The organism is Pseudarthrobacter scleromae, from assembly GCF_014644515.1.
In the GTDB taxonomy this organism is placed as follows: domain Bacteria; phylum Actinomycetota; class Actinomycetes; order Actinomycetales; family Micrococcaceae; genus Arthrobacter; species Arthrobacter scleromae.
Genome location: NZ_BMKV01000007.1, coordinates 53,662 through 73,968, shown reverse-complemented (window position 1 = coordinate 73,968; position 20,307 = coordinate 53,662). Strand labels below are relative to the sequence as shown.

Annotated in this window: 20 protein-coding genes; 17 read left to right on the top strand and 3 right to left on the bottom strand. The window is 66.7% G+C overall.

What is annotated here, in order from left to right:
* The first annotated feature begins 111 nt into the window (after positions 1 to 111).
* From IEX33_RS16980 to IEX33_RS16950, 7 genes are all read left to right on the top strand, one after another.
* Positions 112 to 1,095 carry a bifunctional riboflavin kinase/FAD synthetase gene (locus IEX33_RS16980; RefSeq protein ID WP_188732104.1) on the top strand — a complete coding sequence of 328 codons (984 nt, stop codon included), beginning with the start codon at positions 112 to 114 and terminating at the stop codon, positions 1,093 to 1,095.
* Positions 1,096 to 1,122: 27 nt separating this feature from the next.
* Entirely contained in the window at positions 1,123 to 1,977 is an 855-nt protein-coding gene (gene kynA / locus IEX33_RS16975) for a tryptophan 2,3-dioxygenase (RefSeq protein WP_188732103.1), read from the top strand.
* Positions 1,974 to 3,260: a kynureninase gene (gene kynU, locus IEX33_RS16970; protein ID WP_377090179.1), complete on the top strand. Its 1,287-nt coding sequence runs from the start codon at positions 1,974 to 1,976 to the stop codon at positions 3,258 to 3,260. The genes kynA and kynU overlap by 4 nt, the downstream gene beginning before the upstream one ends.
* 184 nt (positions 3,261 to 3,444) lie before the next feature.
* Entirely contained in the window at positions 3,445 to 3,714 is a 270-nt protein-coding gene (gene rpsO, locus IEX33_RS16965; protein ID WP_013600532.1) for a 30S ribosomal protein S15, read from the top strand.
* A 243-nt stretch (positions 3,715 to 3,957) separates the two neighbouring features.
* Positions 3,958 to 6,219: a polyribonucleotide nucleotidyltransferase gene (locus tag IEX33_RS16960; protein WP_188732199.1), complete on the top strand. Its 2,262-nt coding sequence runs from the start codon at positions 3,958 to 3,960 to the stop codon at positions 6,217 to 6,219.
* Positions 6,220 to 6,344: 125 nt separating this feature from the next.
* Complete coding sequence (locus IEX33_RS16955) at positions 6,345 to 7,688, top strand: M16 family metallopeptidase (protein ID WP_188732102.1); 1,344 nt, start codon at positions 6,345 to 6,347, stop codon at positions 7,686 to 7,688.
* A 69-nt stretch (positions 7,689 to 7,757) separates the two neighbouring features.
* Entirely contained in the window at positions 7,758 to 8,282 is a 525-nt protein-coding gene (locus IEX33_RS16950) for a DUF1579 family protein (protein WP_188732101.1), read from the top strand.
* A gap of 35 nt (positions 8,283 to 8,317) precedes the next feature.
* On the opposite strand, the gene IEX33_RS16945 is transcribed toward IEX33_RS16950, so the two are convergent.
* Positions 8,318 to 8,584 (bottom strand): MoaD/ThiS family protein, encoded by a 267-nt coding sequence (locus IEX33_RS16945; RefSeq protein ID WP_188732100.1) that lies wholly within the window; start codon positions 8,582 to 8,584, stop codon positions 8,318 to 8,320.
* 5 nt (positions 8,585 to 8,589) lie between these two features.
* Positions 8,590 to 9,717, bottom strand: a complete 1,128-nt coding sequence (gene moaA / locus IEX33_RS16940) for a GTP 3',8-cyclase MoaA (RefSeq protein ID WP_188732099.1) — start codon at positions 9,715 to 9,717, stop codon at positions 8,590 to 8,592.
* A 261-nt stretch (positions 9,718 to 9,978) separates the two neighbouring features.
* Between moaA and IEX33_RS16935 the strand changes: the two genes are divergently transcribed.
* The 7 genes from IEX33_RS16935 to IEX33_RS16905 all read left to right on the top strand — a co-directional run bounded on the left by IEX33_RS16935 (position 9,979) and on the right by IEX33_RS16905 (position 15,629).
* Positions 9,979 to 11,457: a molybdopterin-dependent oxidoreductase gene (locus IEX33_RS16935; RefSeq protein WP_377090207.1), complete on the top strand. Its 1,479-nt coding sequence runs from the start codon at positions 9,979 to 9,981 to the stop codon at positions 11,455 to 11,457.
* Positions 11,458 to 11,480: 23 nt separating this feature from the next.
* Positions 11,481 to 12,776, top strand: coding sequence for a molybdopterin molybdotransferase MoeA (locus IEX33_RS16930; protein WP_188732095.1), 1,296 nt, complete (start codon positions 11,481 to 11,483; stop codon positions 12,774 to 12,776).
* Positions 12,764 to 13,258, top strand: coding sequence for a cyclic pyranopterin monophosphate synthase MoaC (gene moaC / locus IEX33_RS16925; RefSeq protein WP_104185186.1), 495 nt, complete (start codon positions 12,764 to 12,766; stop codon positions 13,256 to 13,258). Before IEX33_RS16930 ends, moaC begins: the two co-directional genes overlap by 13 nt.
* Complete coding sequence (locus tag IEX33_RS16920; RefSeq protein ID WP_188732094.1) at positions 13,255 to 13,785, top strand: MogA/MoaB family molybdenum cofactor biosynthesis protein; 531 nt, start codon at positions 13,255 to 13,257, stop codon at positions 13,783 to 13,785. Before moaC ends, IEX33_RS16920 begins: the two co-directional genes overlap by 4 nt.
* Positions 13,775 to 14,269 carry a molybdenum cofactor biosynthesis protein MoaE gene (locus IEX33_RS16915; protein ID WP_188732093.1) on the top strand — a complete coding sequence of 165 codons (495 nt, stop codon included), beginning with the start codon at positions 13,775 to 13,777 and terminating at the stop codon, positions 14,267 to 14,269. The genes IEX33_RS16920 and IEX33_RS16915 overlap by 11 nt, the downstream gene beginning before the upstream one ends.
* Positions 14,270 to 14,375: 106 nt before the next feature.
* Positions 14,376 to 15,146: a 4-hydroxy-tetrahydrodipicolinate reductase gene (gene dapB / locus IEX33_RS16910; protein ID WP_188732091.1), complete on the top strand. Its 771-nt coding sequence runs from the start codon at positions 14,376 to 14,378 to the stop codon at positions 15,144 to 15,146.
* Positions 15,147 to 15,149: 3 nt separating this feature from the next.
* Positions 15,150 to 15,629: a hypothetical protein gene (locus tag IEX33_RS16905; protein WP_066274857.1), complete on the top strand. Its 480-nt coding sequence runs from the start codon at positions 15,150 to 15,152 to the stop codon at positions 15,627 to 15,629.
* A 71-nt stretch (positions 15,630 to 15,700) separates the two neighbouring features.
* Here the strand turns inward: IEX33_RS16905 and IEX33_RS16900 are convergent, their stop codons facing one another.
* Positions 15,701 to 16,936, bottom strand: coding sequence for a heparan-alpha-glucosaminide N-acetyltransferase domain-containing protein (locus IEX33_RS16900; RefSeq protein ID WP_188732090.1), 1,236 nt, complete (start codon positions 16,934 to 16,936; stop codon positions 15,701 to 15,703).
* A gap of 149 nt (positions 16,937 to 17,085) precedes the next feature.
* Between IEX33_RS16900 and IEX33_RS16895 the strand changes: the two genes are divergently transcribed.
* From IEX33_RS16895 to IEX33_RS16885, 3 genes are all read left to right on the top strand, one after another.
* The gene (locus IEX33_RS16895; RefSeq protein WP_188732198.1) at positions 17,086 to 17,394 is read left to right on the top strand and encodes a hypothetical protein; all 309 of its coding nucleotides are present in this window, start codon (positions 17,086 to 17,088) and stop codon (positions 17,392 to 17,394) included.
* Between the two features lie 214 nt (positions 17,395 to 17,608).
* Complete coding sequence (gene dapA, locus IEX33_RS16890) at positions 17,609 to 18,517, top strand: 4-hydroxy-tetrahydrodipicolinate synthase (RefSeq protein WP_188732089.1); 909 nt, start codon at positions 17,609 to 17,611, stop codon at positions 18,515 to 18,517.
* Positions 18,518 to 18,558: 41 nt separating this feature from the next.
* Positions 18,559 to 20,250 carry a ribonuclease J gene (locus IEX33_RS16885; protein WP_188732088.1) on the top strand — a complete coding sequence of 564 codons (1,692 nt, stop codon included), beginning with the start codon at positions 18,559 to 18,561 and terminating at the stop codon, positions 20,248 to 20,250.
* The last annotated feature ends 57 nt before the right edge of the window (positions 20,251 to 20,307 follow it).

Below are 20,307 nucleotides of genomic sequence, written 5' to 3'. Positions count from 1 at the left end.
CGTGCCGTTCCCGGCGTCCGGACGGGCCCCCGAATGCGGGTAATCTTAGAGAGTTCCGCGGCCGGTACCAGGCCCGAACATTGATACTTGCAAGCGGTTAAGGCGAGGGTGATGGTCTACATCTGGAACGATCCGTCCGAGGTCCCGGCGGACTTCGGCCCATCTGTGGTCACCATCGGGAACTTCGACGGCGTTCACCGGGGGCACCAGCAGGTGCTGTCCGAACTGATCCGCACGGCCCGGATCACAAGGTCCAAAGCGGTTGTGGTCACCTTCGACCCGCACCCTGCCCAGGTCCACCGTCCCGAGTCCGCGCCTGAGCTGATCATGGGTTTGCAGGACAAGCTGGAGGCGCTGGGGGAGTTGGGCCTGGACGCCATCCTGGTCATGAAGTACTCGCTGGACCTGGCCAGCCTCACCCCCGAGGACTTCGTGGAGCAGTACCTGGTGGACTGCCTGCATGCCGGCCACGTTGTGATCGGCCACGATGTACGCTTCGGCCGCGGCAATTCCGGGGACCTGGACACCATGAAGGAGCTCGGCCGGAAGTTCGGGTTCGAGGTGCAGGTGATCAGCGAGTTCGGCTCCGAGGGCTACCCCCTGCATGACGACGACGGCACGGACCGCCGATGTTCCTCCACCTGGGTGCGGGAAGCCCTGCAGGAGGGTGACGTTGCAACGGCCTCCGCTGTCCTGGGACGTCCGCACCGGATGCGTGGCGAGGTTGTCCACGGCGCCGCACGCGGCCGTGCGCTCGGATTCCCCACCGCCAACCTGGCCAGCAACGCCAGTGGACTGATTCCTGCCGACGGCATTTACGCCGGATGGCTGGTGGACCAGGCAGGGACCCGGTGGCCCGCGGCTATTTCCGTGGGCTCAAACCCCACGTTCGACGGCGTCAGCCGCCAAGTGGAAGCCCACGTGATCGACCGGCCAAAAGAGGACGTGGAAGATTTCGATCTGTACGGCCAGACAGTAGTTGTGGAATTCGTTGCCCGCCTCCGGGGCATGGTGGCCTACCGTGGGCCGGAAGCACTCGTGGAGCAGATGCGCCTGGACGTCGTCCAGGCACACGAGCTGCTGGCCAGGCGCTAGGGGCGCCCACCAGGGAAAGGCAGCACCGTGTCCGTCGACAAGAACACCCGGAAGCTGGACAAAGGCATCGTCCGCGACTTCAGCTCACGGATGAGCTACTCCTCCTACCTCCAGCTGCCAACCCTCCTCAGCGCGCAGCAGCCGGTCAGTGAGCCCGAGCACCACGATGAAATGCTCTTCATCATCCAGCACCAGACCACCGAGCTGTGGCTCAAGCTGGTCCTGCATGAACTGCGCAGCGCCGCGGCGTGGCTCCGGGCCGATGACCTCGGATCAGCGCTGAAGGGCATTGCCCGGGTCAAACACATCCAGAAGACCCTGACCGAGCAGTGGTCGGTCCTGGCCACGCTGACCCCCACCGAGTATTCCCAGTTCCGCGGCTTCCTGGGCAACTCCTCGGGCTTCCAGTCGAGCCAGTACCGGGCGGTTGAGTTCGTACTGGGCAACAAGAACCGCAAGATGCTCCCGGTGTTCGAGTCGGACCCGGAAGCGCACGCCATGCTGGAGGAACTGCTGGCAGCCCCCAGCATCTACGACGAATTCCTGGCCTACCTCGCCCGGCAGGGCTTCGACGTTCCGGCGTCGGTCCTCCAGCGGGACGTGACCAGGGCCCACGAGTACACACCGGAACTGGTGCCACTGTTCAAGCACATCTACGAGAATGCCGCAGCCAACTGGGGCGCGTACGAGGCCTGCGAGGAGCTGGTGGACCTTGAGGACAATTTCCAGCTGTGGCGGTTCCGCCACCTCCGGACGGTCCAGCGGACCATCGGCATGAAAGCGGGCACCGGCGGCTCGAGCGGCGCGGCCTTCCTGCAGAAGGCCCTGGAACTGACGTTCTTCCCCGAACTGTTCGCAGTCCGGACGGAAATCGGCCAATGAGCACGCACCAGGGGACCTTCCGCACGGACACCAACCACCAGCCGGTCCACGGAAAGGCAGCCATGACTTTGCAGCAGCGCGCGGAAGAGCTGGACAGCCATGATCCGCTGGCCCACTACCGCCACCACTTCATCGGCTCGGACACCCCCGTGTCCTACCTGGACGGCAACTCCCTGGGCCGGCCCCTCAACCGGACCGCCGACGACGTCGCCGCCTTCATCCGCGAAGAATGGGGAGGCCGCCTCATCCGCAGCTGGGATGAACACTGGCTCGCGATGCCCCAGGCCATCGGTGACCAGCTGGGCCGGGCAGTGCTGGGAGCGGCTCCCGGCCAGACCATCATTGCGGACTCCACCACCGTGGTGCTGTACAAGCTGATCCGTGCCGCCCTCGCGGCTGTGGCCGACCCCGAGCGCAACGAGCTGGTCCTGGACACCGAAAACTTTCCCACGGACCGCTACCTGGTGGAAGGCATAGCGCTGGAAGAGGGGCTGACCCTCCGCTGGATCCAGGCGGATCCGGCCGCCGGGGTAACCGTTGAGCAGGTGCGGCAGGCAACCGGGCCACGCACCGCCGTCGTCCTCCTCAGCCAGATCGCCTACCGTTCCGGCCACCTGGCCGACCTTCCCGCCATCACGGCGGCAGTGCACGACGCCGGTGCGCTGGTGGTGTGGGACCTGTGCCATTCCGCGGGGTCGGTGGAGATCGGGCTGGATGCGGCGGGTGTGGACTTCGCCGCGGGCTGCACCTACAAATACCTCAACGGGGGACCGGGGTCGCCGGCGTTTGCCTACGTGAACCACCGGCACCTGCCGTCGCTCAACCAGCCGATCTGGGGGTGGATGGGCCGCAAGGACGCCTTTGAGATGGCTGCAGGATACGAGCCGGCCGCCGGGATCCGCGGCTTCCTCAGCGGAACGCCCGCCATCCTCGGAATGATCGCCATGCAGGGCACCCTTGACCTGATCGAGGAAGCGTCCATGGCAGCCATCCGGGAGAAATCGGAGAAGCTGACGGCCTTCGCCGTCGAGGTTTTTGACGCCCTGCTGGCTCCCCTCGGGGCGGAGCTGGCCACGCCGCGCGATCCCGCCCGGCGGGGCAGCCACATCACTGTGGACCACCCCGAATTCACCAAGGCAACCGTGGAGGCGCTCTGGGACGGGGACGTCATTCCGGACTTCCGAGCTCCGCACGGCATCCGCGTGGGCCTCTCCCCGTTGAGCACCAGTTTCCGGGAGGTCCTGCAGGGCATGGAGGCAATGCGGAACCGCCTCCAGGCATAACGCGGGCACTGTTTCGACAAGATTAGGCACCGGCCGGTAAACTGAACGATGGATCCGGCTGCAGTCCGTGGCGGCTGGTTCCTGTTGCGTACGGCGCTGACCGGTTTCCGGTTGCCCGCCGCGGCAGCAGACCCGGCAGTGAAGTACTGACCTGGGCCCTCACGGCACATCCCAAGGAGATATTGTGGCACTTGACGCCGCTGTAAAGCAGTCCATCATCAAGGAATACGCAACCGGCGAAGGTGACACCGGTTCACCCGAGGTCCAGGTTGCAGTCCTGACCCAGCGGATCAAGGATCTGACTGAGCACATGAAGGAGCACAAGCACGACTACCACACCCAGCGCGGTCTGCTGGCCATGGTTGGTCGTCGCAAGCGCATGCTGAGCTACCTCAAGAAGACTGACATCGCCCGCTACCGTTCGCTCATCGAGCGCCTCGGCCTGCGCCGCTAGTCACACTTTGGGGCGGCCCTTCCCTCCGTGGAACGGGCCGCCTTCTTCACCTGAATAACTAAACAGGAGGATCAACCGCATCACGCATTCGCGGTCCTCGGTAGTGATCCCCGGGAACGGCTTCCTTGACGGAAGCCCCGGCCCGTGGGTCTCGATCGATGACCGGGTGCAGGGCCAGTAGACAGATGCTGGCTGGGTTGATGCGGCTGGACTTCCGTAAAAACAGAAACGGAGGTGACTCTCTTGGAGGGTCCCGAAATCCAGTTCTCAGAAGCAGTCATTGACAACGGCCGATTCGGCCAGCGGGTCATCCGCTTTGAAACCGGCCGCCTTGCCAAGCAGGCAGCCGGCGCGGCAATGGTGTACATCGACGACGACACCGCACTGCTGTCCGCCACCACCGCCGGCAAGCACCCGCGTGAAGGCTTCGACTTCTTCCCGCTGACGGTCGACGTCGAAGAGCGCATGTACGCTGCCGGCCGCATCCCGGGCTCGTTCTTCCGCCGCGAAGGACGTCCGTCCACCGAAGCCATCCTGGCCTGCCGCCTGATGGACCGCCCGCTGCGCCCCGCCTTCATTAAGGGCCTGCGCAACGAGGTCCAGATCGTGGTGACCGTCCTGGCCATCAACCCGGACGAGCTCTACGACGTGGTGGCCATCAACGCCTCCTCCATGTCCACCCAGCTTTCCGGCCTGCCGTTCTCCGGCCCCATCGGCGGCGTCCGCGTAGCCCTGGTTGCCGACGAAAACGGTTCACAGTGGGTTGCTTTCCCCAAGCACTCCCAGCTGGAAAACTCCGTGTTCAACATGGTTGTTGCCGGCCGCATCGCCGGTGACGACGTCGCCATCATGATGGTGGAAGCCGAAGCCACGGACAACTCCTGGAACCTCATCAAGGAACAGGGCGCCACCGCCCCCACCGAAGAGGTTGTCTCCGAGGGCCTTGAGGCTGCGAAGCCGTTCATCAAGGCACTATGCGACGCCCAGGCCGACCTCGCCGCCCGTGCAGCCAAGCCGACCGTCGAGTTCCCGGTCTTCCTCGACTACGAGGACGACGTCTACGCCGCCGTTGAGGCCGCTGCCGCTGAGAAGCTCACCGCTGTCTTCCAGATCGCTGACAAGCAGGAGCGCGACAACGCTTCCGACGCCCTGAAGGACGAGGTCACCTCCTCCCTGGCCGGCCAGTTCGAAGGCCGCGAGAAGGAGCTGTCCGCAGCGTTCCGCTCGGTCACCAAGCACGTTGTGCGCCAGCGCATCCTCAAGGACCAGATCCGCATCGACGGCCGTGGCCTGACGGACATCCGCCAGCTCACCGCCGAGGTTGAGGTCCTGCCGCGCGTCCACGGCTCGGCCATCTTCGAGCGCGGCGAGACCCAGATCATGGGTGTCACCACGCTGAACATGCTGAAGATGGAACAGCAGATCGACTCGCTGTCACCGGTCAAGACCAAGCGCTACATGCACAACTACAACTTCCCGCCGTACTCCACCGGCGAGACCGGCCGCGTCGGTTCGCCCAAGCGCCGCGAAATCGGCCACGGTGCCCTGGCAGAGCGCGCGCTCGTACCGGTCCTGCCGTCCCGCGAGGAGTTCCCGTACGCCATCCGCCAGGTGTCTGAGGCTCTCAGCTCCAACGGTTCGACGTCCATGGGTTCCGTCTGCGCCTCCACCCTGTCCATGCTGAACGCCGGTGTGCCCCTGAAGGCCGCCGTCGCCGGTATTGCCATGGGCCTGGTGTCCGACCAGGTTGACGGCCAGACCCGCTACGCGGCCCTGACCGATATCCTCGGCGCCGAAGACGCCTTCGGTGACATGGACTTCAAGGTAGCCGGCACGTCCGAGTTCGTCACGGCCATCCAGCTGGACACCAAGCTCGACGGCATCCCCGCGTCAGTGCTGGCAGCAGCCCTGAAGCAGGCCCGCGAGGCCCGCCTGCACATCCTCGAGGTCATCGACTCCGCCATTGACACCCCGGATGAGCTCTCCGAGTTCGCGCCGCGCGTCATCGCCGTGAAGATCCCCGTGGACAAGATCGGCGAGGTCATCGGCCCCAAGGGCAAGATGATCAACCAGATCCAGGAGGACACCGGCGCCGACATCTCCATCGAGGACGACGGCACGGTCTACATTGGCGCCACCAACGGTCCGTCTGCCGAGGCAGCACGCTCCGCCATCAACGCCATCGCCAACCCGCAGGTCCCGGAAATCGGCGAGCGCTACCTGGGTACGGTCGTCAAGACCACCACCTTCGGTGCCTTCGTTTCGCTGACCCCGGGCAAGGACGGCCTCCTGCACATCTCCGAACTGCGCAAGCTGGCCAACGGCAAGCGCGTGGACAACGTCGACGACGTCGTCTCTGTCGGCCAGAAGGTCCAGGTGGAAATCACCAAGATCGACGACCGTGGAAAGCTCTCGCTCGCCCCCGTAGTTGCCGAGGAAGAGGGCGCCGCGGATGAGACCGAGCGTGCCCACGCCACGGAACCTGCTGAAGGCGCTGACGTCTAGCATTCCGCCTTGCGGGCACGGCCTGCAGGTTGAAGTATGAATCGGCGGGGCCGGTGGATGATCCACCGGCCCCGCCGCTGTTACGATGGCAGCCAGATCCCGGCTGCCCCTTTTGAAAGGCCTCAATGACTGTTGTACCCCTGCCGCTTGAGCAGAACCACCCCGGCGACACCCTGGTCCACGGTTCCGACGGCGGCTCCGAAGTCCGGCGCTCGGTGCTGCCCGGGGGAGTGCGGGTACTCACCGAGGCGATGCCCGGGCAGCGGTCGGCCACCATTGGTTTCTGGGTGGGCGTCGGTTCGCGGGATGAGGCACCGGGACAGCACGGCTCCACCCACTTCCTGGAGCACCTCCTGTTCAAGGGCACCAGGCGCCGAACCGCGCTGGAGATCGCTTCGGCTTTCGACGAGGTGGGCGGCGAGTCAAACGCGGCTACGGCGAAGGAAAGCACGTGCTACTTCGCGCGTGTCCTGGATACTGACCTGCCCATGGCCATTGACGTCATCGCGGACATGATCACCGGAGCTGTCCTGGACCCCGCTGAGATGGAGCAGGAACGCGATGTCATCCTGGAGGAAATCGCGATGGACAGCGATGACCCCACCGACGTCGCCCATGAGCACTTTGTGGCGGCCGTGCTTGGCAGCCACCCCCTGGGCCGCCCCATCGGCGGCACCCCCGACGCCATCAGGGCCGTGGCCCGCGACTCGGTGTGGGAACACTACCAGCGGTACTACCGGCCGGATGAGCTGGTCATCACTGCAGCCGGGGGATTGGACCACGACGTCGTCTGCAACCTCGTGGTGGATGCCCTCGAATCGGCCGGCTGGTCGCTGAAGACCGACGCCGCGCCGGTGGAACGCAGGTCCACCGACCGCGCCCTCATCACGGGGACGGCAGGCCTGCACGTGGTCAAGCGCGCCGTGGAACAGGCCAACATCATCATGGGCTGCCCCACCATCGTGGCCACGGACCAGAGGCGCTACGTCATGAGCGTCCTGAATGCCGTGCTGGGTGGGGGCATGTCCTCACGCCTGTTCCAGGAGATCCGGGAGAAGCGGGGGCTCGTGTACTCCACGTACTCCTTCGCGTCCTCCTACGCTGATGCCGGCTATTTCGGCATGTACGCGGGGTGCACACCGTCGAAGGTGCGGCAGGTCCTGGAGCTGCTGGCTGTTGAGCTGGACAAACTGGCGGAGCACGGGATTTCCGAGGACGAGCTCCGCAAGGCCGTGGGCCAGCTGGGTGGCGGAATCGTGCTGGCGCTGGAGGACACAGGTTCCCGGATGTCACGGCTGGGCCGCGCCGAGCTCGTCTCCGGCGAATACCAGGACATCGACGAAACGCTGCGCCTGATCAAGGCTGTCACCGCCGAACAGGTCCAGGAACTCGCGGCCGAACTGGCTGCTGCACCCCGGACCGTGACCGTGGTGGGACCGTTCGAGGAGACTGAAACTTTCGGCTTCTGACTTACGGGCCCCAGGCTTAGGATGAACCCGTGAGGGCAGGTCATTGCCCGGGTTAGGGGAGGACGAAACATGGACCGGCCCCGCACCGATCATGGCCACCCGGCCCTGGCGAACCTGCTGGGCCGGTGGCGGGGGACCACACGGCTCGAGTCCGGCCCCTGGGGCGCGGAACGGACCGTGGACGCCGAAATGACGTTCACCCTGGTTGCCGGAGGCTCAGCCGTGGTGCAGAGCTACCGTCACACAGAATCGGATGGAAGCCACTTCGAGGGCCACGGCATCTTCACGGTCGATCCCGTCCGCCGGGATGTCCTCTGGTACTACGTCGACAGCGTGAACCCCGCCCCGGATGCCCCCGTGCGCTGCACCTGGCATGACGGGGACCTCCAGGTGGAGCGCCACGCCGGAGCGGGTTCCATCCGCCACACCCTGCGCGTCACAGGCGGAGTCCTCTTTGACGTCGCCGAACTCCGCCGGGATGATTCTGCTGGCACGGATCTCCGTGACCGAAGCGCAGCTGACGGGGCAACAGCCTTATACAAGCCCTTCATGACCTCCCGGTACAGGCGTGATCCCGGCGTACCAGCTGAGTGACTCCCCGCGCCCTGGACCGGCCGGACAGGCGTTCCTTACCCCCCGGCGAAGGGAGGCAAAACGTCCACCACGTCGTCCGCTTTTAACACAACTGAGTGGTCACGCACCGCCACTTCATTAAGGAGGAAGCTGCTCCGGGAGAGAATACGTGGCAGCGGGGGAGTGCCGGCCGGAGGTTCAGGGCGCTGCACGGCCAGGACAGCCTCCAGAAGGTCCGCAACGGTGGCGCCCTCCGCCAGGTGGAAGCTCTCTTCCTCCAGGCCGGCAGCAGCGCGTGCGGCAGCGAAGTAACGTACGTCCATGAGATTCAGCCCCCGATGGCGCTCATGCTGCGGTCCGGCTGGACGAAGTCCGGAGCATCAAGTCCCACGTGGTCCATTCCGTGGGCCTTCGGCTTGAGCCACATTGCGTCCTGCCACCGCTGGGCGAGGGCTGCATCGCTTGCCCCCGAGCGCAGCAGTCCCAGCAAATCGAACTCCTCGCGGGAAAAGAGGCAGCTCATGATCTTGCCCTCTGCCGTGATCCGGGTCCGGCGGCAGTCGGAGCAGAAGGGTTCCGTCACGGACGCAATGATTCCCACGGTTCCCAGCACCGGACCGGACCCGCCATCGGACCCCGCCGTCCGCCGTCGTACTTCAAAACGTTCCGCCGGCGCACCATCACGGGCCCGGGGATCGGCGCTGAGGACAAAGTCAGCGGAGAGCAGTTGGCGGATCTCGGCAGCCGTAATCATGTTCCGCCGTGTCCAGCCGTGGTCGGCATCCAGCGGCATCTGCTCGATGAATCGAAGCTCATAGCCGCGGCCGAGCGCCCAGTCCAGCAACGATGGCGCCTCGGCGTCGTTGATTCCACGCATCAGCACCGCGTTGAGCTTGACCGGCCCAAGACCCGCGGCCCACGCGGCGTCCACTCCCGCCAGCACCTGGTCCAGGAAGGGCCTGCGGGTCAGCTGGGTGAAGGTTTCCTCGTGCAGCGAGTCAAGGGACACATTGATCCGGGTCAGCCCGGCGGCCTTCAGGGCGGCAGCCTTCTTCGCCAGGCCAACGCCGTTGGTGGTCATGGATATCGGCAGGTCCGGGTGGTTGCTGCGCAGGGCGGCAATGATGTCCACAAGGTCGTGCCGGACCAGCGGTTCGCCGCCGGTCAGCCGCAGCTCGCGGACCCCCAGTTGCCCGACCCCGATGCCGACGATGCGGACGATCTCCTCAGCGGTCATCACGGCCTGCTTCGAAAGCCACTCCAGGCCCTCCGCCGGCATGCAGTAGGTGCAGCGCAGGTTGCATTTGTCCGTCAAGGACAGCCTCATGTCCGTCGCCCGCCGGCCGTAACGGTCCGCGAGCCCGGCCGGCGCATTTCCGGGGCGGGCGGCAGGGACTGACGGCAGGGGTGCGTCTGCTTCCTCCCGTGGCTGCGGCATGCCAAGCTGGACACTCATGAATTCAGGCTACGCCACCTTGGGGCGCGCATCACACCCGGTGCGGATCGAAGGGCGCAACAGAATCCCGGCAGGACCGGCGCAAGGCGTATTCCACGAATCTATGCTGGAGGTGTGAGCAGCTCCGAGCCAGGGCCGGCAACGCAATCAGGGCAGGTATCGCCATCACGGCCGCCAAGGCAGGCAACGCACGGCGGCGGGCCGCGGCAGCCTGCGCGGGCGGCAGCAGCCGCCGGCGTCGTCGCAGTGGGGAGCGCCGCCGTGCTGGGGGAACTGCTGGCCGGATTCTTCAGTCCATCACTGTCGCCCGTGACCGCTGTGGGCGGAGCGGTGATCGACGCTGTTCCCCCGGGCGTCAAGGACTGGGCGGTAGCCGTGTTCGGCACCGCGGACAAGGCGGCCCTCCTCGTGGGCATGGGCCTGGTGATGGCTGCAGTGGCCGCCCTGGCAGGAATCCTGGAATACCGGAAGCGCTTTGCCGGCGCTGCGCTGATCGGCGTCTTCGGCATGGTGGGCCTGGCCGCCGTCCTGACCCGGGCCCAGGCCAGCGCCAACGCGGCAGTGCTGGCGGTGCTCACCGCCGTCGTCGCCGTACTTCTGCTCAGGTTCCTCATTCGCAGGCTCCGGGAATGGGAGACCCAAGCGCTGGAGCCTGCACCCGGTGCCCCGCCGGCACGCCGCCGTTTCCTTCAGGCTCTGGCCGGGGGAGCGGTGTTTACGGCGGCAGGAGGCCTGCTGGCGGGACTCTGGCGTGGTGCTGCTGCCGTGGCCAGCGAGGCCCGGAGCCGCGTGACCTTGCCTGTTCCCGCATCACCTGCACCGGCCATACCCGGGGACGCCGAGGCCGGAGTGGACGGCATGCAGCCGCTTGTCACCCCCAACAAGGACTTCTACCGCATCGACACCGCCCTGACGGTCCCCGCCGTGGACCCCGCGACGTGGGTCCTCAAAGTCACAGGACTGGTGGACCGGGAAGTGGAACTGACCTTCGCCGACCTCCTGGCCAAACCCCTGACCGAACGCCACATCACCATCGCCTGCGTGTCCAACACCGTGGGCGGAGACCTCATCGGCAACGCCCGCTGGCTCGGCTGGCCCGTCCGCGAACTGCTGGCACTGGCCGGGCCCCAGGCCGGCGCGGACATGGTGCTGTCAAGAAGTGCCGACGGCTGGACGGCCGGCACGCCGCTTGACGTGCTCAGCGACGGCCGGGACGCACTGCTCGCCGTCGCCATGAACGGCGAGCCGCTGCCCCTCGAGCACGGCTTCCCTGTGAGGCTGGTGGTGCCCGGGCTGTACGGGTACGTCTCGGCCACCAAGTGGGTCACGGAGCTGAAAGTCACCCGGTTCGCGGACGACGTTGCCTACTGGACGCCGCGGGGCTGGTCCGAGCGTGGGCCCATCAAGACCTCTTCGAGGATCGACGTGCCCCGCCCCGGACGGCAGGTGCAGGCCGGAACCATAATGTTCGGCGGTGTCGCCTGGGCGCAGCACACAGGCATCGGCAGGGTGGAACTGCGGCTGAACCGCGGACCCTGGCGCCAGGCAGACCTGGCCCAAGGTATCTCGGCGGACACCTGGTACCAATGGAAACTGGGAGTGGAGCTGACGGAGGGCCAGTACGAAGTCCAGGTCCGTGCCACGGACCTCGCGGGACGCATCCAGGACGAGCGGAGCCGGCCGGTTGTCCCGGACGGAGCCACCGGGCTCCACACGATTAGAGTGGACGTGACACCCTGAACGCTCGACCTGAAGGCGGAACCATGGCCAGCCCGCAACCGCATGGAACGCCTGCAGAGGCGGAGCACCGGACGGAGCACCAGCGGCATCACGCGAAGCACCAGGCGAGGTCCGTGGCAGACCATGCAGCAGCCGTCACTGCGTTGCTGGAGCCATTGCACTCGGTGCACAGGACGGAAACGCTGCCCCTGGCGGATGCCCTTGGCCGCGGCCTGGTAGCGGACGTGCGTGCCCCCATCAGCCTGCCGCCCTTCGCCAACTCCCAAATGGACGGGTATGCCATCCGTTCCGTGGACGTGCCCGACGGCGGTGCAGAGCTGGGCATCATGCCTCCCGTCCCAGCGGGCGCACGTCCTGCACCACTCCAACCCGGCATGGCTGCCCCGATCATGACCGGAGCCATGCTCCCCGCGGGGGCGGACGCCGTCGTCCCCATCGAGCGGGCCGTCCCGGACCGCTTCCTGCCGGCCGCCGCCCAGGCAAAGGAACACGCCACCGTGTGGCTGCCTCCGGCGGCAGCAGGCACGTTTGTCCGCGCTGCAGGCAGCGATGTGCAGGCCGGCGGGGCGGCCCTGGCGGCGGGCACCTTCCTTGGCCCGGCCCAGCTGGGACTCCTGGCCGCGCTGGGCATCCCGGACGTGACCGTGTACCAGGCCGTGACGGTCCTGCTGGTCACCACCGGCGACGAAGTGGTGGAGCCCGGCCGTGAGCTCCCGCCCGGCAAGATCTTCGACTCCAACGGGACCCTCCTGGAAGCCGCCATGAAACAGGCGGGACTGCACGTCCGCCGTGCAGGCATCGCCACCGACAACCCGGACGGGCTCAGGGCGCTGCTGCGGGAAGAGGGGGCAGGAGTGGACCTGATCGTGACCACCGGCGGGGTCAGCCAGGGCGCGTACGAAGTGGTCCGGCAGGCCATGGCGGACCAGCCGGTCGAGTTCCTGCATGTAGCCATGCAGCCGGGCGGGCCGCAGGGGATCGGCACCTTCGAAGGCCGGCCCTTCCTCGGGTTCCCCGGCAACCCGGTCAGCTGCCTCGTCTCATTTGAAATGTTCCTCCGCCCCGTCCTTGCCCGCCTGCAGGGCGCCCCGGCGCCCCGCCTGCCGGTCCGTGCCAGGCTCAGCCAGCCGCTCACCTCGCCCGGGCACAAGCACCAGGTACGCCGCGGCACCCTCAAGTCGGACGGAACCGTGGAACTTCAGGGCGGCGAAAGCTCACACCTGATGCACGCGCTCGCCGGCTCCAACGTGCTGGTCCATGTTCCGGAAGGAGTGGCCGCGCTCGCGGCAGGGGCGGAGGTGGAAGTATGGACGCTGTGAATGCAGAACAGACCCCGGCCGCGCTGACGCACCTGCGCCAGGACGGCAGCGCCCAGATGGTGGACGTCTCCGCCAAAGCCGAAACCACCCGTGAGGCCACCGCCACCGCTACAGTCCGCACCACCGCAGAGGTCATGGGCCTGCTCGGCTCGGGCGGCCTGCCCAAGGGGGACGCCCTGGCCGTGGCACGGGTGGCCGGGATCATGGCCGCCAAAAAGACCCCCGAACTGATTCCGCTGTGCCATCCGCTTCCCCTGTCCAAGGTCACCGTGGACTTCGAACTGGCACCGGACTCCGTCTCCATCCTCGCCACCGTGAAGACGCGCGGCGTTACCGGCGTGGAGATGGAAGCACTCACGGCTGCCTCCGTGGCGGCGCTCAGCGTTTACGACATGGTCAAGGCAGTGGACAAGCACGCCGTCCTCACCGACATCAAGGTGCTGGCCAAAAGCGGTGGCAAGAGCGGGGACTGGACACTGTGAGCAGCCCCGGCACCCTGAACGCCCCCGAACCGCACCGCCACGGCGACGTGCAGGGCAGGAAGGCAGGCGTCGTCATTGCCTCCACCCGTGCCGCGGCCGGGATCTACGACGACGAAACCGGTCCCGTCATCACCGACTGGCTCACCGAACACGGCTTTGACGTGTTTCCCGTTATGGTAGTTCCCGACGGCGAGCCGGTAGGCGCAGCCATCCGTGCGCTCCTGACCCAGCACACCGCCGTCGTCATCACCAGCGGCGGCACGGGCCTCAGCCCGGACGACCGGACCCCCGACGTCACCCGCCCGCTGCTGGACCGCGAAATTCCCGGCATCATGGAAGCGGTCCGCCGTGCCGGAGCCGCGAAAACCCCGCTTGCGGCGCTCAGCCGCGGTTATGCCGGTGCGGCCGGGACCACGTTCATCATCAACCTGCCCGGATCACCCAAGGGGGTCATGGACGGACTGACCGTCCTTGACCCGGTCATCGGGCACCTTTGCGACCAGCTGGAAGGCGGACATGGGCACTGAGGCAGCATTCGAGGTAGTCAACGCCGTGCTGAGCGCGGAACCCATCTCCGTTGACCAGGCCATCGCCGCGGTGGAAAGTGACACCGCCGGTGCGGTGGTCAGCTTCAGCGGCGTGGTGCGCAATCACGACGGCGGCAAGGCAGTTGAGCGGCTCAGCTACAGTGCGCATCCTACCGCCCACCAGGTGATGGCCGACGTCGTGGCCCGCCTGGCGTCCGAACAGCAGGCAGCCCGCGGCAGCGGCGATGGCGACGGCGCCGCCTCTGGCCCGTCCCCGCAGCCCGTGCGGATCTGGGCAGCGCACCGGATCGGCATGCTGGACATCGGTGATCCCGCTCTGGTGTGCGCCGTGTCCGCGGCTCACCGCGGGCAGGCCTTTGCCGTGTGTTCGGAGCTGGTGGACAGGATCAAGGAGCAGGTGCCCATCTGGAAGGAACAGTTCTTCGCTGACGGCACCGTGGAATGGGTGGGTGCGGGCAGCTGACGCTGCGCTCCGGTTCCACTGCCAGCCACAGCCAGGCCTGCTCCTGCGAGGTAACGCACAGTCCACGGTTCCCCTGCCTCCCGGCCCCGCCGGTAGGGTTAACGGCATGACCCAACAACTCTCCGATCCCAAGCTGGTGGCCGTCCTTGGCGCCAATGGCCGCATGGGCGCCGAAGCCGTAAAAGCCGTTGAAGCCGCGCCCGACATGAAACTTGTGGCGGCCCTGGGTCGGGGTGATTCGCTGGACCAGATCACCGCTGCCGGCGCCCAGTACGTCGTGGACCTGACAGTTCCCGAAAGCACCGAAGCGAACGTCCGCTTCGCCGTCGAGCATGGCATCCACGCCGTGGTGGGCACTACCGGCTGGGATGCCGACCGCCTGGCCGGGCTGGAAAGCCTGCTGGCAGGCCACCCGGAGGCTGGCGTCCTGATCGCCCCGAACTTTGCGCTTGGTTCGGTGCTCGCCTCGGCCTTTGCCGCCAAGGCATCCAAGTATTTTGAATCCGTGGAGATCATCGAGCTCCACCACCCGGACAAAGTGGATGCCCCCTCCGGCACGGCAGTCCGCACCGCGCAGCTGATCGCGGCCGAACGCAAGGCCGCAGGGGTGCCGCCGAGCCCGGACGCCACCACCAGTGAGCTGGCAGGAGCGCGTGGCTGCGAGGTTGACGGCATCCGGGTCCACAGTGTCCGCCTCCGCGGACTGGTGGCACACCAGGAAGTCCTGCTGGGCGGTTCGGGCGAGCAGCTGACCCTGCGCCACGACTCCTTTGACCGTGCATCCTTCATGCCGGGCGTGCTTCTTGGCGTGCGCAACGTGGCTGCCCACCCCGGGCTGACGGTGGGTCTGGACGGCTACCTGGACCTGGGTTTCTAGGCCATGGGCGGACTGCTGGCAGGGTTCCGGAAGAACCGCACCAAGATCTGGGTGGGGGCGGTAACGCTGCTGCTGGTCTTCTATCTGGTGGTGTCCTTCCAGCGCTCCATCCTGCTCCTGACGGACAGCAACCTGGCGGCCCAGGCAATCGGGGCTGCCTACCTGGTCCTGCCGGTCATTGGTGCATGGGCCCTGATCCGGGAACTGATGTTCGGGGCCCGGACCGAGCAGATGGCAAAGGTCCTGGAGGCCGAGGGCGGTCTTCCGGTCGACGAGCTGCCCCGCACTCCCGCGGGACGGATCGTCCGCTCGGCAGCGGATGCGGAATTCGAGAAGTACAAGGCCGAGGCCGAGGCCGCTCCGGACGACTGGCGTTCCTGGTTCCGGCTGAGCTGTGCCTATGACGCCGCGGGGGACCGCAAGCGTGCCCGGGCCTCCATGCGCGACGCCGTCAGGCTTTTCCAGGGCAACGCCCCTGCCTAGGAGGGCAGCACTTTAGCCTGGAGCCGCGGCTCTGCCCTGCTACTCACCGGACAGCAACTACCGGACAGCAACTACCGGACAGCCCTGACCTGGCCCCGGCCCACCTGGTTTGCCGCGTGCCCCAGCCATTCGAGAGGGCCGCGCCACTTGAGCAGCACGAACACCATGCCCACAATGACGGCGGTGGCGGCCTGGGCAAAGTACATCCCGTCCTCGGTCCAGCCGGCGGGCAGGGGCTTGAGGTAGAACCCGGAAACCACCCAAACGTGGACGGTGTAAAGGCTCAGGGTCATCGCACCCGCGCCGCGCAGCGGCAGCAGCAGGTCCAGGTCCACCCACTCGGCCAGCCGGCCCAGCAGGAGGCAGGCCCCGATCACGGCCACGGCCACGGCCGATGTGTGCAGCAGGTCCAGGGTGGTTGCCGAGTGCGGCGCGGCAGACGCCAGCCACCACCAGGAACCCTCCTGTGGAATCCCCGTCAGGTTCACCTGCAGCACGCTGTCCAGCGGATACCCGGGGGAATTCAGCACATCCTCCAGGGCGGCGCGGCCGCCCCAGCTTTCCATGGCGGTGACCCCCAGGGTCTTGGCCAGGACGGCAACCACCGAACCGGCCACCAGCAGGACTACCGGAACCATCGCCCTGCCCAGCACCAGCCGGCCCACGATGAGCCCCACCAGCAGGTACGAGAGCCACTGGAACACGGGGTAATAGCCGGTGAAGAACAGGTCAGCCAGTAGCCGTGACGGGGTGGCGAGGTCCTCCCAGGACGGGTTGTGACCCAGTTTGAGTGGAGGCTCGGCCGCCAGGAGCCACGGGCGCAGGAGATACGCCAGGACGGGGGAGCCCAGGATCCAGCCGCCGGCCCAGGCGCAGAGCCGCTTCAGGCCCATCCCGAGGAAGGGCAGGACGCACAGGAACAGCACCGCGTAATGGACCAGGATGATGGCAAGGTTGACTTCCAGCCCGCCCAGGGTAAGTCCGACGGCGGCAATCACCAGGGCGCGGAGCGCGATGCCGCGGCGGGCGGCGGAGAGCTCCGGGCCCTGCACCGGCTTGTGCTTTCCCGTGGACAAGGCCAGGCCCACCCCGGCCAGGACGGCGAACAGCGCCGCCGCCCTGCCCGAAAACGTGAGACCGATCCACGTGGGGGTGAGGTCGGCGTTGGATTCGAAGGTGGGAAGCAAATGGGTGGCCATCATCCCCAGCAGCGCGAGGCCACGGGCCGCGTCGATGCCGTGGAGGCGCCCCGAGGCGGGCTGCCCGCCGGATTTCCGGGACGTTCTGGCCGCATTACGGGACGTCATGACCAGATCGTCTCACACCTCCCTGCGCCGGAGTGGCTGGCCCAACCTCCTTGTATTCGAATATATGTTCGAATAGGATTGCCGCCATGTACACTCCATCATCCGGAAGCCCTGCCGATAAGTCCGGCAGTGACGGGCTCGCCAAGGCCATGAGCCCGGGGGTTGTTGACTACCTGTTCCGCCAACTGGTGGCCGGCCGGCCGGCCGAGGATGTCCAGTGGGAGCAGGAGGGCATCAGCCTCGCCGCCCAGCCCGAGGGGGCGGAACTGGCCCGGCGCCTCGCCGAGACGGACATCGATGCCCTGACCCCTGTTGAGCTCTTCCACTACGTCAGGGCCGCCCAGCGGCTGTCGTCCTGGGCCGAGGACCTCCGCCAGGCCGCCGTCGGACGGTATTGCCACCCGCCGGCCTACCACCCGCCGGCGGAGCCATCCCGCCCCCGGCATCCCGCCTCCTGACCGGCGGTGCACCGCACCTCCTGGCTGGCAGGGCACCCCACCTCATGACCGGCAGCAGCTCCGGCTGCTGGGTAGGTGCCGGGCCGGTGCCCGGAAGATGGGTGGCGGAAAAGGGCGCGGCGGACGTTACGGTGGTTGGGCCAGTCTGTTATTTGACGTGCATCACGCCCCCGGCATTGTCCTAACCAGCCGCGGACAGGGTAACGTTTTTTCCATGGCTGACACATCCGCGCATCTCCCTGCCCTTGGTACTCTCCTGACCGCCATGGTCACACCGTTCACCAAGGACGGCGCAGTGGATTATGAGCAGGCTGCAGCACTGGCCAGCAAACTGGTGGACGACGGCTGCGACGGGCTGGTAGTCACTGGAACCACGGGCGAAACCTCCACCCTCACCGACGAGGAAAACCTCGGCATGTTCCGAGCCGTCAAGGAAGCGGTGGGCGGCCGGGCCGCCGTCATCGCCGGCACAGGCACCAACGACACCGCCCACTCAGTCCACCTGTCCCGGCAGGCAGCAGCCCTCGGCGTCGACGGCCTCCTCCTGGTGACGCCGTACTACAACAAGCCCAGCCAGGCCGGTGTCCGCGCGCACTTCGAGACCGTTGCCAACGCCGTGGATGTTCCCGTCATGCTGTACGACATTCCCGGACGCTCCTCCATCCCCATCGAGCCCGACACCATGATCCGGCTGGCACAGCACCCGAACATCGTGGCGGTCAAGGATGCCAAGGCCGACTTCGTCGCTGCCACCCGCGTCATGGCCGAGACGGATCTCCTGTTCTATTCAGGCGACGACGGCCTGACCCTTCCGTGGATGGCCCTGGGCGCCGTCGGCCTTGTCGGCGTTACGACCCACGTGGCCACGCGCCGTTTCCGTGAGCTCATCGACGCCGTCAACGCGAACGACCTCAGCACCGCCCGGAAGATCAACTTTGAACTCCTGCCCGTGGTGCGTGCCACCATGACGCGGGTCCAGGGGGCCGTTGCGGCCAAGCAGATTCTTAAATGGCAGGGAGTCCTGCCCAACTCGATTGTCCGTTTGCCCCTCGTGGAGCCGGACGAAGCCGAGATCGAAACCATCCGCGGGGATTTGGCGGAAGCGGGGCTGGTCTTTTCCTGAGGAGTAAGACCAGCACCCTTCCGCCTGGAAAGTAGTGCAATATGACCCAAACTGCCCTTACCGGCCTTGTCACCCCTCCCCGCCTGCCGCAGGGAACGCTCCGGATTGTTCCGCTGGGCGGACTGGGGGAAATCGGCCGGAACATGGCCGTGTTCGAGATCGACGGCAAGCTGCTGATCGTGGACTGCGGCGTCCTCTTCCCCGAGGAAACCCAGCCCGGCGTTGACCTGATCCTGCCCGATTTCTCGTACATCGAGAATCGCATGGATGACATCGTGGCCGTGGTCCTGACCCACGGGCACGAGGACCACATCGGTGCTGTTCCGTACCTGCTGCGGCTCCGGAACGACATCCCGCTGGTGGGTTCGCAGCTCACCCTCGCCCTGATTGAGGCGAAACTGCAGGAGCACCGCATCCGGCCTTACACGCTCACTGTTGAGGAAGGGCAGGTGGAGAAGTTCGGCCCCTTCGAATGTGAGTTCGTGGCGGTCAACCACTCCATCCCTGACGCCCTGGCGGTGTTCATCCGGACCGCCGGCGGCACTGTGCTGCATACCGGCGACTTCAAGATGGACCAGCTGCCGCTGGACGGACGCATCACGGACCTCCGGCACTTCGCCAAGCTCGGCGAAGAGGGCGTGGACCTCTTTATGTCGGACTCCACCAACGCTGACGTCCCGGGCTTCACCACCGCGGAAAAGGAAATCGGCCCCACACTGGAGCGCCTCTTCGGCCAAGCTACCAAGCGGATCATTGTCGCTTCCTTCTCGTCCCACGTCCACCGGGTCCAGCAGGTCCTGGACGCCGCCGCCAAGCACAACCGCAAAGTGGCCTTTGTTGGCCGCTCCATGGTCCGCAACATGGCGATTGCCGAAAAACTCGGCTACCTGGACGTCCCGCCGGGCCTCATCGTCGACATCAAGAACATCGACAACCTGCCGGACAACCGCGTGGTGCTGATGTCCACCGGGTCCCAGGGCGAGCCCATGGCAGCCCTGTCCCGCATGGCCAACGGAGACCACCGCGTGGTGGTGGGCGACGGCGACACCGTCATCCTGGCCTCCAGCCTTATCCCCGGCAACGAGAACGCTGTCTTCCGGATCATCAACGGATTGCTCAAGCTGGGTGCCGACGTGATCCACAAGGGCAACGCCAAGGTGCACGTCTCGGGCCACGCCGCGGCCGGCGAACTCCTGTACTGCTACAACATCCTTGAGCCGCTGAACGCCATGCCGGTGCACGGTGAAACCCGCCACCTGATCGCCAACGGCAAGATCGCCATCGAATCCGGCGTCCCGGAAGCGAGCGTCATCCTCGCCGACAACGGCACCGTAATCGACCTTAAGGACCATCGGGCAGACGTGGTGGGCCAGGTTGAAGTCGGCTTTGTCTACGTGGATGGATCCAGCGTTGGCGAGGTCACCGAGGCCGACCTGAAGGACCGCCAGACCCTGGGCGATGAAGGCTTCATCTCCATCATCACGGTCATCCACCGCGCTACCGGCAAGGTTGTGTCCGGCCCGGAGATCCACGCCCGCGGCGTGGCAGAAGATGATTCCGTGTTCGACGAGATCATCCCCAAGATCAACGCCGCGCTGGAGGAAGCCGTCCTCAACCACGCGGACCACACCAGCCACCAGCTCCAGCAGGTAGTCCGCCGGGTGGTGGGCACGTGGGTCAACCGCAAGCTGCGCCGCAAGCCCATGATCATTCCGGTGGTGCTCGAGGCCTAACACCGGCCGCCGCTACCGGCCCGCGTTCCCGTGTCCAACGGGACCGCGGGCCGGAGG

Bases quoted from the DNA above. Each gene is read 5' to 3' on its own strand.
- IEX33_RS16885 (WP_188732088.1), top strand. From the start codon at position 18,559: ATGACCCAAACTGCCCTTACCGGCCTTGTCACCCCTCCCCGCCTGCCG.
- dapA (WP_188732089.1), top strand. From the start codon at position 17,609: ATGGCTGACACATCCGCGCATCTCCCTGCCCTTGGTACTCTCCTGACC.
- IEX33_RS16905 (WP_066274857.1), top strand. From the start codon at position 15,150: ATGGGCGGACTGCTGGCAGGGTTCCGGAAGAACCGCACCAAGATCTGG.
- IEX33_RS16895 (WP_188732198.1), top strand. From the start codon at position 17,086: ATGAGCCCGGGGGTTGTTGACTACCTGTTCCGCCAACTGGTGGCCGGC.
- moaA (WP_188732099.1), bottom strand. From the start codon at position 9,717: ATGAGTGTCCAGCTTGGCATGCCGCAGCCACGGGAGGAAGCAGACGCA.
- IEX33_RS16915 (WP_188732093.1), top strand. From the start codon at position 13,775: ATGGGCACTGAGGCAGCATTCGAGGTAGTCAACGCCGTGCTGAGCGCG.
- dapB (WP_188732091.1), top strand. From the start codon at position 14,376: ATGACCCAACAACTCTCCGATCCCAAGCTGGTGGCCGTCCTTGGCGCC.
- moaC (WP_104185186.1), top strand. From the start codon at position 12,764: ATGGACGCTGTGAATGCAGAACAGACCCCGGCCGCGCTGACGCACCTG.
- kynU (WP_377090179.1), top strand. From the start codon at position 1,974: ATGAGCACGCACCAGGGGACCTTCCGCACGGACACCAACCACCAGCCG.
- IEX33_RS16930 (WP_188732095.1), top strand. From the start codon at position 11,481: ATGGCCAGCCCGCAACCGCATGGAACGCCTGCAGAGGCGGAGCACCGG.
- IEX33_RS16980 (WP_188732104.1), top strand. From the start codon at position 112: ATGGTCTACATCTGGAACGATCCGTCCGAGGTCCCGGCGGACTTCGGC.
- IEX33_RS16955 (WP_188732102.1), top strand. From the start codon at position 6,345: ATGACTGTTGTACCCCTGCCGCTTGAGCAGAACCACCCCGGCGACACC.
- IEX33_RS16950 (WP_188732101.1), top strand. From the start codon at position 7,758: ATGGACCGGCCCCGCACCGATCATGGCCACCCGGCCCTGGCGAACCTG.
- IEX33_RS16900 (WP_188732090.1), bottom strand. From the start codon at position 16,936: ATGACGTCCCGTAATGCGGCCAGAACGTCCCGGAAATCCGGCGGGCAG.
- IEX33_RS16945 (WP_188732100.1), bottom strand. From the start codon at position 8,584: ATGGACGTACGTTACTTCGCTGCCGCACGCGCTGCTGCCGGCCTGGAG.